The 15,895-nt window shown below is 61.4% G+C and carries 15 protein-coding genes; 14 read left to right on the forward strand and 1 reads right to left on the reverse strand.

The annotated features are described in order from the left end of the window. Positions 1–25 precede the first annotated feature (25 nt). The 8 genes from EOS_RS10505 (at position 26) to EOS_RS10540 (ending at position 7,985) form a co-directional block, all read left to right on the forward strand. The gene (locus EOS_RS10505; RefSeq protein WP_235442766.1) at positions 26–2,113 is read left to right on the forward strand and encodes a TonB-dependent siderophore receptor; all 2,088 of its coding nucleotides are present in this window, start codon (positions 26–28) and stop codon (positions 2,111–2,113) included. A 431-nt stretch (positions 2,114–2,544) separates the two neighbouring features. Continuing rightward, complete coding sequence (locus EOS_RS10510) at positions 2,545–3,234, forward strand: ABC transporter permease (RefSeq protein ID WP_047846562.1); 690 nt, start codon at positions 2,545–2,547, stop codon at positions 3,232–3,234. A 17-nt stretch (positions 3,235–3,251) separates the two neighbouring features. Continuing rightward, positions 3,252–3,965 (forward strand): ABC transporter permease, encoded by a 714-nt coding sequence (locus EOS_RS10515; protein WP_047846563.1) that lies wholly within the window; start codon positions 3,252–3,254, stop codon positions 3,963–3,965. Positions 3,966–4,028: 63 nt separating this feature from the next. After that, positions 4,029–4,820 carry an ABC transporter ATP-binding protein gene (locus tag EOS_RS10520; RefSeq protein ID WP_047846564.1) on the forward strand — a complete coding sequence of 264 codons (792 nt, stop codon included), beginning with the start codon at positions 4,029–4,031 and terminating at the stop codon, positions 4,818–4,820. Between the two features lie 85 nt (positions 4,821–4,905). Continuing rightward, positions 4,906–5,880, forward strand: coding sequence for a GlxA family transcriptional regulator (locus tag EOS_RS10525; protein WP_047846565.1), 975 nt, complete (start codon positions 4,906–4,908; stop codon positions 5,878–5,880). 85 nt (positions 5,881–5,965) lie between these two features. Further along, positions 5,966–6,769, forward strand: a complete 804-nt coding sequence (locus EOS_RS10530; RefSeq protein ID WP_407639120.1) for an ABC transporter substrate-binding protein — start codon at positions 5,966–5,968, stop codon at positions 6,767–6,769. 106 nt (positions 6,770–6,875) lie between these two features. Beyond that, on the forward strand, positions 6,876–7,025 hold the full coding sequence (locus EOS_RS46985; protein WP_160312477.1) for a hypothetical protein: 150 nt from the start codon (positions 6,876–6,878) through the stop codon (positions 7,023–7,025). Positions 7,026–7,160: 135 nt separating this feature from the next. Further along, on the forward strand, positions 7,161–7,985 hold the full coding sequence (locus EOS_RS10540) for a transporter substrate-binding domain-containing protein (protein WP_047846568.1): 825 nt from the start codon (positions 7,161–7,163) through the stop codon (positions 7,983–7,985). 25 nt (positions 7,986–8,010) lie between these two features. Here EOS_RS10540 and EOS_RS10545 read toward each other — a convergent pair whose 3' ends face one another. Beyond that, positions 8,011–8,934, reverse strand: coding sequence for a LysR substrate-binding domain-containing protein (locus EOS_RS10545; RefSeq protein ID WP_047846569.1), 924 nt, complete (start codon positions 8,932–8,934; stop codon positions 8,011–8,013). A 209-nt stretch (positions 8,935–9,143) separates the two neighbouring features. Between EOS_RS10545 and EOS_RS10550 the strand changes: the two genes are divergently transcribed. The 6 genes from EOS_RS10550 (at position 9,144) to EOS_RS10575 (ending at position 15,882) form a co-directional block, all read left to right on the forward strand. Further along, positions 9,144–9,842 (forward strand): aspartate/glutamate racemase family protein, encoded by a 699-nt coding sequence (locus EOS_RS10550; RefSeq protein WP_047846570.1) that lies wholly within the window; start codon positions 9,144–9,146, stop codon positions 9,840–9,842. Beyond that, positions 9,839–11,311, forward strand: coding sequence for a dihydropyrimidinase (hydA, locus tag EOS_RS10555; protein ID WP_047846571.1), 1,473 nt, complete (start codon positions 9,839–9,841; stop codon positions 11,309–11,311). The genes EOS_RS10550 and hydA overlap by 4 nt, the downstream gene beginning before the upstream one ends. Before the next feature lie 42 nt (positions 11,312–11,353). Continuing rightward, a complete protein-coding gene (locus EOS_RS10560; protein WP_047846572.1) occupies positions 11,354–12,295 on the forward strand; it encodes an N-carbamoyl-D-amino-acid hydrolase in 942 nt (313 codons plus the stop codon). A 22-nt stretch (positions 12,296–12,317) separates the two neighbouring features. After that, positions 12,318–13,592 (forward strand): MFS transporter, encoded by a 1,275-nt coding sequence (locus EOS_RS10565; RefSeq protein ID WP_082163301.1) that lies wholly within the window; start codon positions 12,318–12,320, stop codon positions 13,590–13,592. A gap of 178 nt (positions 13,593–13,770) precedes the next feature. Then, positions 13,771–14,538 carry an SDR family oxidoreductase gene (locus EOS_RS10570; protein WP_047846573.1) on the forward strand — a complete coding sequence of 256 codons (768 nt, stop codon included), beginning with the start codon at positions 13,771–13,773 and terminating at the stop codon, positions 14,536–14,538. A 144-nt stretch (positions 14,539–14,682) separates the two neighbouring features. After that, entirely contained in the window at positions 14,683–15,882 is a 1,200-nt protein-coding gene (locus EOS_RS10575) for a glycine C-acetyltransferase (protein WP_047846574.1), read from the forward strand. The last annotated feature ends 13 nt before the right edge of the window (positions 15,883–15,895 follow it).

Here is a 15,895-nt window from a genome sequence, read left to right on the forward strand (position 1 = left end):
CGGCCTTCTGATCAGCGCGGGTGTGATGCTCTCGAGCTTGTCATCGGCTGCGATGGCGCAGACCGCCACGGACGCCGATCCAGACACCAAGGTCCTGCCGGCGATGAAGATCACCGCGGAACGCGATACGGTGCCGCTGAAGGTCGAAACCGTCAGCGGCGGTGCACTCGGTAGTCGCAAGCAGGTCGATACGCCGTTCTCCACGCATGCGATATCCAGCGAGGAAGGCCAGGACCTGATGGCATCGACGGCTAATGACCTTTTCAAATACGATCCCGCGGTGACAAACGGCGGCGACAACCTGACCGGTGAGAACTCGTTCTTCAGTGTTCGCGGTATCCAGATCGATTTTCTCAACGGCATGAAGGTGGACGGCCAGTCGTTCCCGGCGTGGGATACCGAGCTCGCGCTCGAACCGTTCGAACAAGTCGAACTGCTCAAGGGCCTGTCCGGTTTCATGTACGGCTTCGGCGCGCCTGGCGGGATCGTGAACTACGTGCTCAAGCGCCCGACCGATGACCCGTATCGCAGCTTTTCGGTGGGTTATCAGTCGGCGGGAATCTTCAGTGAAAAGCTCGACGTGGGCGGCCGCTTTGGTCGCGACGATCGTTTCGGCTACCGCTTCAACGTCGCGAACGAAGAAGGCAATACGGCGGAAGCGAACGGCCACGTGCGGCGCAAGGCGGCTTCGCTCGCACTCGACTTTCGCATCACGCCGGATCTCACGTGGACGGTGGACGGGCTCTATCAGAAGCGCAAGACCAACGGCACGCTGTTTGGCATCTATCTCGGTTCGGGCGTCGGTGTACCCGACGCAGGCTCAATCAGCCGCAGCCTGACGCAGCCGCAGAACTTCTACCAGACCGAGATGGCGTCGTTCGGCACGGGCCTCGAATACAAGATCTCGCCAAACTGGAAAGCGAACATCAAGTACCGTTTTGCAAAGGAAAACCGGACAGAGGCAGACAGCCAGTTATCCGTCTTCAACAACGCTGGCGATTATACGAATACGCTCTACGCGGCATTGACGCGCTACTTCTATCAGAACGTCGACGCGATGGTCCAGGGCACGTTCAACACGGGAAGCGTCAAGCACGACGTGGTCGTCGGTGCGGGTTTCCAGACGCAAACAAGCGAATACGACAACAGCACCGGCTGGAACAACGGTTACGACCTGGGCACCGGCAACCTGTATGGCAGCACGCTGCTCACGAACGCAGACGTGAACATTGGCGGCAACATGTACCGTCAGTCGCGCACGACGCAGGCAGCGCTCTACGCAAGCGATACGGTGCAGTTCACGTCACGCCTTTCGGCACTCGCCGGCGTGCGTTATACGCAGTTCCGCGAGCATGTCTATGATCCGAGCGGCGCGGTGTCGTCGCAATACAGCGCCGATCCGGTTTCGCCGACGTTCGCGCTGATGTACAAGACCGACCCGTATTCCACGCTCTACACGAGCTACGTCGAATCGCTGCAGCAAGGCGGTGCAGCGGGCAATACGAACGCCAACTTCCCGACGACCTACGGGCCGCTGAAGAGCAAGCAATATGAAGTGGGCTTCAAGACCGACCGCAAGCATTGGGGGGCGAACATCGCGTTGTTTCGCGTCAACCAGGGCTATGAATACACGAACACGGCAAATGATTTCGTGCAGGACGGCCGCAAGCAGTACACCGGCGTCGATGCAAGCGGCTGGTATCAGCTCGCCGAGGACTGGCGTGTGATGGGCGGCGTGATGTGGCTAGACGCCAAGTCCGTGGATGTGGACGACCCATCCGTCGACGGCAAGCGGGTCTACTCGACGCCGCGTTTCACCGCCACGGGACGCGTTGAATACAACCCGTCCACCATGCGTCGCCTGACGCTTGCCGTGGGCGGGAAGTACGTGGGCAACATGGCGGTCGATGCGGCCAACACGCAGTTCGTGCCCGCCTATACGACCTTCGATGCAAGCGCCAAGTATGAAACGCGCATCGGCGGAGAGGACGTGACGTTCCGCGCAGGCGTGAACAACCTGTTCAATCGACGCTACTGGATGTCGTCCTGGGGTTACTTCGTGCTGCCGTCCGCGACACGCACCTTCGTCGCGAATGCCACGATCGTGTTTTAAGCTGATGCAGCGTTAAACGCTCAGCCGGAACAACACCTGAAACGCCCGCGCTTCGATCAGAAGTCCGGGCGTTTTAACTTTCCTGCCGGTCTTCAATCCGGCGAGCAAATCTACCCTGCCAGCCGCTGCTAAAAGCGCTTTGCCGGCCCCCTTGGTTTCTATCGGAAAAGCGACGCAAAACCTGTGGATTCCGCTCGCTGGCCCGCACGGCGCAAAGCGTCATACGAATGCCGCGACGCGCAGAAGCCCCTGTCCCGTGGACCATCGCACGCCATGGTCCTTGACCAAAGCGCATGTTGCAGCGCAATAAACACCTACCCCGGCATTTGAGCAATTAATTTTCGCTGGTGACTATCGGCGCCAGTCGTGCGGACAATGCCGCCGCCATAAGGCGCATGTCCGCACGATCCCTTCAACAGACGGAGACGCACTTGTTCCTTTACGGTTATGGTCCCCTGCTGCTGGCGGGCGCGAAGCAGACGGTCGAGCTCGCGGTCCTGTCTCTCGCGGTATCCGTCCTGCTCGGACTGGCAGGCGCGAGCGCCAAGCTTTCGCGCAACCGCGTCACACGCGGCATCGCCACGGCCTACACGACGCTGATCCGCGCGGTGCCCGACCTGGTCCTGATGCTGCTGCTTTTCTACAGCATCCAGATCGCGGTCAACAACCTGACCGATGCTTTCGGCCTGGACCAGTTCGACATCGACCCGTTCACAGCGGGTGTTCTCACGCTTGGTTTCATCTACGGCGCGTACTTCACCGAAACCTTTCGCGGCGCTTTTCTCGCGGTGCCGCGCGGACAACTGGAAGCAGGCAGCGCCTACGGCATGAGCGGCGTGCGTGTGTTCGTCCGCATCCTGTTTCCGCAGATGATGCGCTTTGCGCTGCCCGGTATCGGCAACAACTGGCAGGTGCTGATCAAGGCGACCGCGCTGGTATCGATCATCGGTCTCGCCGATATCGTCAAGGCCGCGCAGGATGCCGGCAAGAGCACCTACAACATGTTCTTCTTCATCATGATCGCGGCGCTGGGCTACCTCGTCATCACCACTGCCTCGAACATCGTGCTGCTGTATCTCGAACGCCGCTATTCCACCGGCGTGCGGCACGCCGACCTCTAAGCGCCGGACGACCCCTCATGATCCAGATACTTGCCGACTACTGGCGCCCGTTTCTCTACTCCGACGGCATGCGCGCCTCGGGTCTCGTCGTCACCTTGTGGCTGTTGGCGAGCTCGATCGCGCTCGGGTTTGTCACGGCGGTTCCGCTTGCCTGTGCACGGGTCTCGAAGAACCGCTGGCTCTCCACGCCGGTGCGCATCTACACTTACGTGTTTCGCGGCACGCCGCTCTACGTGCAGTTGCTGCTGCTCTACACAGGTATGTACAGTCTCGAATTCGTGCGTTCGCAGTCGTTGCTCGAAGCGTTTTTTCGCAGCGGCTTCGACTGCGCGATCGCGGCCTTCGCACTCAATACCTGTGCATACACCACCGAGATATTCGCGGGTGCGATCCGCTCGACACCGTACGGCGAAGTGGAAGCAGCACGTGCTTATGGCATGAGCACGTTCACCGTGTACTGGCGCGTGATCCTGCCTTCCGCACTGCGCCGCTCGCTGCCGCTGTACAGTAATGAGGTGATCCTCATGCTGCACGCCACCACGGTTGCGTTCACGGCGACCGTACCGGACATCCTGAAGGTCGCACGCGACGCAAACTCGGCAACCTATCAGTCGTTCGAGTCGTTCGGGATCGCCGCGCTGATTTATCTGGTGGTGTCGTTCGTGTTGATCGGCGCATTCCGGCGCGCCGAAAAGCGCTGGCTTGGGTATCTGGGTACGGCGCGTCGTTGAGATTCAAATCAGATCGTTACCTTGTTTAAACCGTATTACAGTCATCACTCTCGGGAGTACGCGTTGGAGCTAACCGCCAAAGATGCCGCGACGAAACTGGTCGCGCAAGACATTCACAAGCGCTACGGCGACAATGAAGTGCTCAAGGGCGTGTCGCTTTCCGCTCGTGCGGGCGACGTCATCAGCATCATCGGTGCGAGCGGTTCGGGCAAGAGCACGTTCCTGCGCTGCATCAATTTTCTCGAGCGGCCGAACGCGGGGCAGATCGTGGTGGACGGCGAGACGGTGCTCGTCAAGGCGGACCGCGCGGGCAACCATGACGTGGCCGACCGCAAGCAGTTGCAGCGTGTGCGCACGAAGCTCGCCATGGTGTTCCAGCACTTCAACTTGTGGTCGCATATGACGGCCATCGAAAACGTGATGGAAGCGCCGAGGCATGTGCTGGGTCTCTCGAAGAAGGAAGCGGAAGAGCGCGCGCGGATGTATCTTGACAAGGTCGGTCTCGCGCCTCGCATCGAGAAACAATATCCATCGCATATGTCCGGTGGGCAGCAGCAACGTGTGGCGATTGCGCGCGCACTGGCAATGCATCCCGACGTGATGCTGTTCGACGAACCCACTTCGGCGCTCGACCCGGAACTGGTCGGTGAAGTGCTGAAGGTGATGCAGAAGCTTGCCGAAGAGGGCCGCACGATGATCGTGGTCACGCACGAAATGGGCTTTGCCCGCAACGTCTCGAACCATGTGATGTTCCTGCATCAGGGCCGCACGGAAGAAGAAGGCGCGCCGGCCGACGTGCTCACCGCACCGAAGAGCGAGCGGCTGCGCCAGTTCCTCTCCGGCAGTCTCAAGTAAGCGCGTGAGCGTAAGCGTGAACCCGGGCCTGGGCGCAAGCGCAAAACCGCTCAAGGTGGCAATAGTCGTACTGCCGCCCTGTTCCATGAGCGGTGTCGGGCTGATCCTCGACAGCCTGCGTCTCGCGAACGAGATCGACGGCCATGCGCTCTACGAGTGGCAAATCTGCTCGTGGGACGGCCGCCCTTTGACGTTCGCCGGCGGAGCGCAGCTTCCCGCAGACTCCGCGTTCGGCGATGCCATTAGCGGCGACTGGCTGATCGTGGTCAGCGAGCGATATCAGCAGTTCGCCGACTACCGGCTCTTTCTGCAAAGCCTCTCGCGCGTCGGCGTCCGCACCCCGCGCGTGACCGGTATTCACCACGGCGTCTGGTGGCTCGCAATGGCCGGCCAGTTGAGCGGTTACCGCGTGGCGGTGAACTGGGAAACCTACCAGCAGTTCGCAGAGGAATTCGAGCGTTCCATCGTCACGCAGCAGATCTTCGAGATCGACCGCGACCGTTCGACTTGCACGGGCGGCCAGGCGACCGTCGACTTCATGCTGGCGATGATCGCGCGCGACCAGGGCGCGGACCTGGCGGAACGGATCGCCGATTCGCTGGGTATCGGCGTGCTGCGCTCCGGCGAAGAGCGCCAGCGCATTCCGTTCGTGACCGCGCCGGGGGAGCGCCATCCGCGCCTCAACGACGCGCTGCAATTGATGGAAGCCAACATTGAAGACCCGCTTGCCACCGATGAAATCGCCGGGCTCATCGGCATCTCGCGACGTCAGCTCGAACGCCTCTTTCGCCAGTACCTCGGCGCGATGCCGTCGAAGTACTACGTCAACCTGCGCCTCACGAAGGCACGCACGCAGTTGCAGCGCACCAGCAAGTCGGTGGTGCAGATCAGCCTCGCGTGCGGATTTGCATCGGCGGCGCATTTCTCCAATGCGTACCGCGACCGCTTCGGCGTGACACCGCGCGAGGAGCGCCGCAACTGGATCGAAAAACATAGCGGGCAGGCCCCGGATGAACCTCGCGGCGGCGCGCTGCTCGGGTCATCGCGCGAACCCGTTTGATTGTCTTTAGCCCTTAGTCCCGCGTTCGCCGGTTATCACCGTCCGAACGCATAAAATGTCCGCCCCAAAACCTGAGAGGTACAAGTTGAAGAACGTTTTTTGGCTGAATCATAAAGTCGCCGCTTTCGCAGTCGCTGCCACCACCGCGTTCGCCGCTTTAAGCGCGCAGGCCGCGGATTTCAAGGAAATCCGTTTCGGCGTCGAGGCGTCGTACGCACCGTTCGAATCGAAGTCGTCGAGCGGCCAGCTGATCGGTTTTGACATCGATGTCGGCAATGCGGTATGCGCGAAGCTCAAGGTTAAATGTGTCTGGGTCGAGAACTCGTTCGACGGTCTGATCCCGGCCATGCAGGCACGCAAGTTCGACGCGATCAACTCGGACATGACCATCACCGACCAGCGTAAAGGGGCCATCGATTTCACCAATCCGATCTACGCAATCCCGAATCAGCTGATCGCGAAGAAAGGCAGCAAGATCCTGCCCACAGCCGATGGCCTGAAGGGTGCTCACGTCGGCGTGCTGCAAGGGTCGATCCAGGAAACCTACGCGAAGGCGAAGTGGGCGACGGCGAGTGTCGACGTGGTGTCGTATCAGGCGCAAGACCAGGTCTATGCGGACCTCGCGGCCGGCCGGCTGGATGCGGCTTTCCAGGACGCGGAAGCTGCGTCGAAGGGCTTTCTGAAGACGCCGCAGGGCGCAGGCTTTGCGTTCGCGGGACCGGCAGTGGCCGATGAAAAACTGCTCGGCGCGGGTGTGGGTTTTGGCGTGGCCAAGAACAACCATGCATTGAAAGATGCGCTCAATCACGCGCTCGCGGATCTGAAGTCCGATGGCACCATCGATCAACTGGCAGCGAAGTACTTCGATGTGAAGGTGGTGGTGAAGTAAGACGGGTCGACGACACTCAAGCCGAGTGTCAACACTGTGCCGGTAAATGGTCTGCAACGACCTCGCCGGCACAACTCGACATAGATCGCTCTCACACCGGACGCTCGTGACGCCGCCCGCTGCCCTGCACTCGCATCACAACGAAGGCCATGGACCGCGTGCCCGCTTCCTGATCGTGCAGGACGGCGGGCTGTATTACCACGGGCGCACGATGGGCTTTGCGTTTGCGGATGACTCCGGGAATGCCGAACCATAGCCTGCAGCTATATCGCATCGATATTGGTCTATTTTTTTTGCTCCGTCGTGGTTGATAGCATCCGCCGGTCTTTTCGCAAGATTGTCGCAAGAGCCGACGACACGCGTTGTCCACTCACCTTCCACGGAGCATCCGATGAAACTGTTCCCCTCTTTCCCGCGGCCTCGCGCCGCTCGCCGCAGCCGCCTGCCTGCTCTTGCCGCACTGGTGTCGCTGGTCGTTGGAATGACCGTTCAACCCGCTAATGCGGACCAGCTCGATTCCATTCGCGCAGCGCATGTGCTCAGGGTTGCCGTGCCGGAAGACTATCCGCCCTTCGGTTCGCCCGGCGCCGACATGAAACTTCAGGGCTACGACATCGACATGGCGAACTTGCTGGCGAAGACAATCGGTGTCGAGGTGAAACTGATCCCAGTGACGAGCGCGAACCGCGTAGCCTACCTGCTGAGCGGCCGCGCCGATCTGACCATTTCCTCGCTGGCGAAGACGGCGGACAGAGAGAAGGTCATCGACTTTTCCCAGGCCTACGCACCGTACTTCCAGGGTGTGTTCGGTCCCGCCGACGTCAAGGTGGCAGGACCTGCCGATCTGGCCGGCAAGACAATTGGCGCAACACGCGGCACCGTAGAGGAAATGACGATTACGCAGACCGCGCCGCCGAGCGCCACGATCAAACGTTTCGACGACAACGCCGGCACGATTGCCGCGTTCCTCTCCGGACAGGTTCAGTTGTTCGCGGCGGGTAACGTGGTGGCGACGGCGATCATCGCGAAGCATCCGCCGCGCGTGCCGGAGAGCAAATACATCTTCCGCAATTCGCCGTGCTATATCGGCGTGTTGAAGGATCAGCCGCGACTGCTGGATCTCGTCAACCAGACCATCGACCGGGCCAAGCACGACGGCACGCTGAACAGCATCTCGCAGAAGTGGCTCGACATGCCGCTGCCGGCCAATCTCTGACATGCGGCGGACGTTGCGCTAGAGACTAGACACCCGGCACGGCCTCCAGCACCTGCCGCAGTACGTCGAGAAACGCGCGGGCCGGATGCGACAACGGCTCCGCTCGTGAGTACACGGCTTGCACCTCCAGTGTCTTCTCGGGCCGCAGCGGGCGCACGTCGATGCGCTCGCGCAACGCGGCATCCAGGCAGAACGGGTCGACGAGCGCCACGCCCACGCCCTCCTGCACCAGCGTGCAGGCACTGATTGCCGAACGCACTTCGACGATCGGCGCCGGTCGTGGCTCGCTGCCGAACGCCTCGCCCACCACTCGCCCAAGGGGAGTGTCATGACCATAATCGATCCATGGCCGCCCCTGCAGATCACGCAGGCGCACGGTCTTGTGCGCGGGTAGCCAGCCAGCCGGACTGACGCACATGAGCGGCACCTTGACGAGCGGTTCCGTCGCAAGGTTCGGGTGCACCACGTCGAACATCGATACGCCGAGATAATTCTTCCCGAACAGCACCCGCGGAATCAGGTTGTTATGCGTGAGCGGTTCAAAATGGATCGGAAGGTTCGGATAACGCCGGTTGAAGACTGCAATCGCGCGCGGCACCAGATGCGCCCCGAGACTCGGACTGCAGACCACATTCAGCTTGCCGCTACGCCCTTCCACGAGCGCCCGCACGAGTTCGTCGACGCGTTGAACACCCGCGTAAGCCGACTCCACCTCCTCGAAAATACGCCGGGCTTCGGGAGTCGGATAAAGACGGCCCCGCGAGCGTTCGAAAAGCAGGAAACCGAGCCGCTCTTCGGACACCGACAGCACCCGGCTCACCGAAGGCTGGGCGATAAACAGCATGCGCGCCGCCTCGCTGATCGAGCCCGCGATCATGATGGCGCGAAACACTTCAATCTGACGCAGGCTCATCGTAAGCCTGCGTTGCGGCGAGTCGTCGTAGGTCATCAGCTCTCCAATTGCCTCTCGAGTCCTGTCGGCTGGGGCGGCCCGACGGCGCAAGCTTAACGCTATCCACACGCCCGGACGAGATGCATGCATGCCGTCTATACCCCTTAAATTTTGGCGTATTTCACTACTGGAGCGGCGATTGATATCGTTACAGCCTATCCAGCGCAAGCGTGCACCACGATTGCGCGTTTCAAGGCGATCCCTCCATGATTCAGCCGATCCACGTCATCAATCCGAACTCGCTCGCGGACGTCACCAGGCGCATTGATCGCACTATTCAACCGGGTGCGCCAGCGGGCGGTCCAGCCTTGCGTTGCGTCACGCTCGAGACCGCTCCGCCCGGCATCGTCTCGCAACGGGATGCGGACGCCGCCGCGACGCTCGTCGCCGACTACGTGGAGCGCAATGACGCGTCCGCCAGCGCCTTCGTGATTGCCTGCTATAGCGATCCCGGCCTGTTTGCCGCGCGTGAAGTGACGACGAAGCCTGTGATAGGGATCGGCCAAGCCGGTCTTTCAGCTGCCCTTCAGTTGGGCGAACGGATTGGCGTGATTGCCGTGAGCTCGCGTGGCATACCCCGTCATCTGCGTTATTACCGCACGCTGGCGCTCGATCGCCGGATCAGCGCCGAACTCGCGATCGACCTGCCTGTGGCCGATTCCGGCGATGAAAACCTTGCACTGCAACGCCTCATTGAAACAGCGAAGAGCTTGCGCGACGACACGGGCGCCGACGTGATCGTGCTGGGCTGCGCGGGCATGGCCGAACTGCGCTCCCGCGTGGAAGCCGCGGTGGGTGTGCCCGTGGTCGATCCCTGCACGGCAGCGCTCGCGTTCGCTATCGCGCGCGTGAAGGATCACGCCGAAGCAACGCGTCATCAACTATCCCAGGGCGCATCCCTATGACCGGTTTCGATCTCACCATTCGCGGCGGCACCGTGGCCAGCGACACGGAGGTGTTCCGCGCCGATGTCGGCATAGTCGGCGACCGTATTGTTGCCGTCGAAACCGGTCTGCCTCCTGGGCGCCGCGACATTGATGCCAAGAACCACCTTGTTTTGCCGGGCGGCGTGGATACGCACTGCCACGTGGAGCAGCGCTCGGGAATGGGCCGCATGGGCGCGGACGACTGGTACTCGGCGAGCGTATCGGCTGCGTTCGGCGGCACGACGACCATCGTGCCCTTCGCGGCCCAGCATCGCGGCATGTCGCTCAAGCAGGCAGCCGCCGATTACGCCGCGCTCGCGTGTCAGAAATCGGTCATCGACTACAGCTATCACCTGATTCTCTCGGAGACCGATCCGCAGACGCTTCAGCATGATCTGCCGGAGTTGATCCGCTCGGGCATCACCTCCTTCAAGGTCTACATGACCTACGATCAGTTGAAGATCGACGATTATCAGATGCTCGACGTCCTGGCCGTCGCCGCCCGCGAGCGGGCGCTCGTAATGGTGCATGCCGAGAACAACGATGTGATCCGCTGGGTCTCGCAGCGCCTGCTCGAACGCGGTTACACCGCGCCGAAATATCACGGCACGAGCCATGTGCAACTGGCTGAGACTGAAGCGACGAATCGCGTGATCCAGCTCTCGCGCCTGTTCGACGTACCCGTCCTGATCGTGCACGTATCGGCGCGTGAAGCGCTCGCGACCATCCAGGCCGCGCAAAAAATCGGCGCGCAAGTGTACGGCGAGACCTGTCCGCACTATTTGCTGCTGACGGAAGACGACATGGACCTTCCCGGCACAGAGGGCGCGAAATATTGCTGCAGCCCGCCGCTGCGCGATGCCGCTGCTCAGGAAGCACTATGGGACGCGCTCAGGCAAGGCACGTTGCAGACGCTATCGTCGGACCATGCGCCGTACAGATACGATGCCAGCGGCAAGCTGCCCGAAGGCGACAAAACGACCTTCAAGCAGATCGCAAACGGCCTGCCCGGACTGGAGACGCGCTTGCCGCTGCTGTTCTCGGAGGGGGTTGGAAAAAACAGGCTGTCGATACCCGAATTCGTCGCGCTGAGTGCGACCAATCACGCTCGCCTGTATGGTCTTTTCCCGCGCAAAGGGCTGCTTGCACCGGGCGCGGACGCCGACGTCGCTATCTGGAATCCAACGCGCGAAGTGACGCTTACCGCAGGTGCGCTGCACGATCAGGTGGGCTACACCCCCTACGAGGGAATGACCATCAAGGGCTGGCCGGAAACGGTCGTAAGCGCCGGACGCGTGATTGTCGAGAACGGCCGGTTGAACGCGGCGCGCGGCAGCGGCCGCTTCATCCCGCGCTCCACGCCCATGCCGTGCACGACTGAACGTGAGCTCACGCCATCGACTCGCTTTTTCCGCTCGTTGACCGGCAGCAAACCGGTCTCCTTGTAATCCGCTTACGTAATTCGAATCGATTTCAACCAGAGGTCAAGCATGCGTAATTCCCGAAAACTCGGTCTCGCCGTGGCGCAGATGGGTCCTGTCAACCTCGCCGATGATCGCCCCAAAGTGGTCGCGCGTCTCGTCGACATGTTGCGCGAGGCGAAGGGCCGCAACGCAGATCTGGTCGTGTTCCCGGAGATGGCGTTGACGACGTTTTTCCCGCGCTACTGGATGAGCGAGGAGGAAGCGGTCGAGCGCTTCTTCGAGCATTCGATGCCCAACGCCGCCGTCCAGCCCCTCTTCGATGCAGCCCGTGAACTCGGCATCGGCTTTTATCTCGGCTATGCAGAGCTGACACCCGAAGGCCACCGCTTCAACACCGCCGTGCTGGTCGATAAGGAAGCGAAAGTGATCGGTAAATATCGCAAGATCCATTTGCCCGGTCACGCAGACCATAAGCCCGATGCGCCATTCCAGCATCTCGAGAAGAAGTTCTTCGAGGTCGGCGACCGAGGTTTTCCGGTATTCGAGTCGTTCGGCACGAAGGTCGGTATGTGCCTGTGCAACGACCGTCGCTGGCCGGAGACGTGGCGCGTGATGTCCTTGCAAAGCGCGGAGCTCGGCGTGCTCGGCTACAACACGCCCTCATGGAATATTCACTGGAACGAACCGCCGCATCTTCGCATGCACACGCATCTGATTTCGCTGCAGGCCTCGGCTTACCAGAACGCGATGTGGATCGGCGCGGCAGCGAAGTGCGGTTTCGAGGACGGCTTCCATATGATCGGCGGTTCGGTGATCGTGGCGCCATCGGGCGAGATCGCGGCGCAATCGTCGAGCGAAGAAGACGAGGTCATTTTCTTCAACATCGATCTCGCCATTGGCGACACGTTCCGCGAGCATGTGTTCAATTTCGCCAAGCATCGCCGGCCCGAGCATTATGGATTGATCGTCGAGCGCACCGGTGCAGGCGCGCCGCTGCCTCACGACTAAGCGCGCACGGAGCCCTTCCTTCATGACAAGCTACAAGCAAGATGGCGTCGAGGCACTCGAGGTCACTGCACACGAGAGCAGCAACATCCTCGCGCCTCTCGCGGCCCCAACGCAGAGCCCCGTTCGCGCGCTGATCGCAGCCGTTTCAGGCTACGCGATGGACGGATTCGATCTGCTCATCCTCGGCTTCATGCTGAACCTGATTTCCGCCGACCTCGGCCTGACGAGTTCTCAAGCCGGATCTCTGGTGACGTGGACGCTTATCGGCGGCGTGGTGGGCGGCTTGGGCTTCGGCATCCTGAGCGACTATCTCGGCCGCGTTCGCGTGCTGACCTACACCATCCTTCTCTTCGCGCTGTTCACGGGCCTCTGCGCGCTCGCGACGAGCTATGGCGACCTGCTCGTCTATCGTTTTATCGCGGGTGTCGGGCTCGGTGGTGAGTTTGGTATCGGCATGGCGCTCGCCATCGAAGCGTGGCCTGCGGACAAACGCGGGCGCGTCTCGTCATATGTCGGCATGGGTTGGCAACTGGGTGTGCTCGCGGCGGCTATCGTCACGCCGCTGCTGCTGCCGCATATCGGCTGGCGCGGGATGTTCGTGGTCGGCCTGTTTCCGGCAGTGGGATCGTTCATCATCCGCAAGGCCATTGGCGAATCCGAACTATTCGTGCGCACGCACGCTGCGAAGAAACGCGAGTTCCCGATCAAGACCCTGTTTCGCGACAAAACCACGACAAGACGTAGCATCGGCGTGATCATCCTGTGCTCGGTCCAGAACTTCGGGTACTACGGCCTCATCGTGTGGATGCCGGGTTATCTTTCAAAGATGTTCGGCTACACGCTCACCAAGTCGGCCATCTGGACCGGCTCCTCGATCCTCGGCATGCTGGCCGGCATCTGGATCTTCGGGCAGCTTGCTGACCGGATAGGACGCAAGCCGGCGTTCGTCGGTTATCAAATCGGCGCGCTCGTGATGGTGTTCATCTACTCGACCCTGACTACCCCCAATGCGCTTCTGATCGGCGGCATTTTCCTGGGCCTGTTCGTGAACGGAATGATGGGCGGTTATGGCGCGCTGATGGCGGAGCTCTATCCAACCCATGCTCGCGGTACCGCGCAAAACGTGTTGTGGAGCATCGGGCGCGCGGTGGGCGGGTTTGGTCCGCTGGCTATTGGTGCGCTCGCGACGCACTATTCGTTCGGCACGGCGATCGCTTTGCTGGCATCGATTTATATCGTCGATCTGCTGGCAACGATCTTCCTGATTCCAGAGTTGCGCGGCGTCGAGCTGGAATGATTCCTCTGATGTAAAAACGAAAGGCGGACACTTCGTACCGGCGGGTCTTCTTCGAGACCCGCCGCTTTGCGTTTCATGCGGCCGTTCCCACGGCCTGAGACAATGCCATGTTGGCGATCCTGCCCGGTCGCGGCTATCGTATGAAACGCGGTGCGAACTCCACACAGAGGACACGTGCATGTCAGAGTTATTCGATTTGAGCGGCCGCACGGCGCTCGTCACGGGATCGGCACGCGGTATCGGCTTCGCGCTTGCGGAAGGATTGGCGAAGGCAGGCGCGTCTGTGATTCTTAACGGCACACGCGCCGATACCGTTGCAGAGGCAGTGGCCCGCTTAGAGGCGAAGGGTTTCGCCGCTACCGGTCGCGCGTTCGACGTGACCGACGAACACGCTGTCGCCGAGGCCTTCGCGCAGTGGGACAAGGACGGTGTCCACATCGACATCCTGATCAACAACGCCGGCATCCAGTTCCGCAAGCCGCTTGTGGAACTGGAACTCAGTGACTGGCAGCGCGTGATCGATACCAACCTGACCAGTGCATTCATCGTCTCGAAGCAGGTGGCCAAGCGCATGATCGCGCGCGGATCGGGTGGCAAGATCGTGAATATCGGTTCGCTGACGAGCGAGGCAGCACGCGCAACCGTGGGCGCGTACACCGCGGCCAAGGGTGGCATCAAAATGCTGACGCGTGCGATGAGCGCCGAATGGGCCGCGTCGAATATCCAGGCGAACGCCATCGGCCCGGGCTACATCCTGACCGACATGAACCAGGCGCTGATAGAAAACGCCGCGTTCGATGCATGGGTGAAAAGCAGCAATCCATCTCAGCGCTGGGGCAAACCCGAAGAACTGGTCGGCACGGCGGTGTATCTCTCTTCGACGGCGTCGAGTTATGTGAACGGCCAGATCATCTACGTCGATGGAGGCTGGCTGGCGGTTCTCTAGGTTCTCCGGGTTTTCCGATCCCGGTCAGCGCCGTCCGAACGTTCGCGCAAATGGCATTTTCCTTCATACTGGCAGCCGCGCCATCGAAACGGCGTTGCCGTGCGGTCCTCGTGACTGTCCTCGTATTACTTAGGAGCATGATCCATGCACGATTCTTATCTTGCGCATGTGCGCAGCACCCTCGATCAGATTCGCGCCGACGGTTTCTACAAGACCGAGCGTGTGATCTCGAGTCCGCAATCCGCCGACATCCGGCTCGCGGGCGGCGGCGACATGCTGAACTTCTGCGCCAACAATTATCTCGGTCTCGCCGACGATGCACGCCTGATCGAGGCCGCAAAAGCGGGCCTGGATCGCGACGGATTCGGCATGGCGTCGGTGCGGTTTATCTGTGGCACGCAGACCGTCCACAAGGAACTCGAGCAAGCGCTTGCCGCCTTCCTGCAAACCGACGACTGCATCCTGTACTCGAGTTGCTTCGATGCAAACGGCGGCCTGTTCGAAACCCTGCTCGACGAATCCGACGCCATCATCAGCGACGAACTGAATCACGCGAGCATTATCGACGGCGTGCGCTTGTCCAAGGCGAAGCGTTATCGCTACAAGAACAACGATCTCGCCGACCTTGAGACGAAGCTGCGCGAAGCGGATGCAGCCGGCGCGCGTTTCAAGCTGATCGCCACCGACGGCGTGTTTTCGATGGACGGCATCATCGCAAATCTTGCCGGCATCTGCGATCTCGCCGATCGTTACGGCGCACTGGTCATGGTCGACGACTCGCATGCAGTAGGCTTTATCGGCGAAAACGGACGCGGCACGCCAGAGCATTGCGGCGTGCTGTCGCGCGTCGACATCATCACCGGCACCTTAGGCAAGGCGCTGGGCGGCGCGTCCGGCGGTTACGTAGCCGCGCGCCGCGAGATCGTCGAGTTACTGCGGCAGCGTTCGCGTCCTTATCTGTTCTCGAATTCGCTGGCGCCGAGCATTGCCGCTGCCACGCTCAAGGTGCTGGAACTGCTGGCGAGCGACGAGGGCGCCCGGCTGCGTGCCAGCGTGCGAGCCAACGGCGCGCATTTCCGCGACGCCATGAGCAAGCTCGGTTTCACGCTCGTTCCCGGCGAACATCCCATCATCCCCGTCATGCTCGGCGACGCGCAAGTCGCCTCGCGCATGGCAGACGCGCTGCTGCACGAAGGCGTCTACGTGATCGGGTTTTCGTTCCCGGTAGTGCCGAAAGGCCGCGCGCGTATCCGCACGCAAATGAGCGCCGCGCATACGCCGGCACAGATCGATCGCGCCGTGGATGCGTTCGCGCGCGTCGGCCGCTCCCTGGGCATCATCTGAGACATCGAGACAA

This window comes from Caballeronia mineralivorans PML1(12) (assembly GCF_001028175.1).
Classification (GTDB): Bacteria; Pseudomonadota; Gammaproteobacteria; order Burkholderiales; family Burkholderiaceae; genus Caballeronia; species Caballeronia mineralivorans.

What these genes read in the sequence shown, in the direction of transcription:
- EOS_RS10565 (WP_082163301.1), top strand. Translation starts at nt 12,318, where the DNA reads ATGACAAGCTACAAGCAAGATGGCGTCGAGGCACTCGAGGTCACTGCA.
- EOS_RS10515 (WP_047846563.1), top strand. Translation starts at nt 3,252, where the DNA reads ATGATCCAGATACTTGCCGACTACTGGCGCCCGTTTCTCTACTCCGAC.
- EOS_RS10550 (WP_047846570.1), top strand. Translation starts at nt 9,144, where the DNA reads ATGATTCAGCCGATCCACGTCATCAATCCGAACTCGCTCGCGGACGTC.
- EOS_RS10560 (WP_047846572.1), top strand. Translation starts at nt 11,354, where the DNA reads ATGCGTAATTCCCGAAAACTCGGTCTCGCCGTGGCGCAGATGGGTCCT.
- EOS_RS10505 (WP_235442766.1), top strand. Translation starts at nt 26, where the DNA reads ATGCTCTCGAGCTTGTCATCGGCTGCGATGGCGCAGACCGCCACGGAC.
- EOS_RS10540 (WP_047846568.1), top strand. Translation starts at nt 7,161, where the DNA reads ATGAAACTGTTCCCCTCTTTCCCGCGGCCTCGCGCCGCTCGCCGCAGC.
- EOS_RS10570 (WP_047846573.1), top strand. Translation starts at nt 13,771, where the DNA reads ATGTCAGAGTTATTCGATTTGAGCGGCCGCACGGCGCTCGTCACGGGA.
- EOS_RS10545 (WP_047846569.1), bottom strand. Translation starts at nt 8,934, where the DNA reads ATGACCTACGACGACTCGCCGCAACGCAGGCTTACGATGAGCCTGCGT.
- EOS_RS10525 (WP_047846565.1), top strand. Translation starts at nt 4,906, where the DNA reads ATGAGCGGTGTCGGGCTGATCCTCGACAGCCTGCGTCTCGCGAACGAG.
- hydA (WP_047846571.1), top strand. Translation starts at nt 9,839, where the DNA reads ATGACCGGTTTCGATCTCACCATTCGCGGCGGCACCGTGGCCAGCGAC.
- EOS_RS10575 (WP_047846574.1), top strand. Translation starts at nt 14,683, where the DNA reads ATGCACGATTCTTATCTTGCGCATGTGCGCAGCACCCTCGATCAGATT.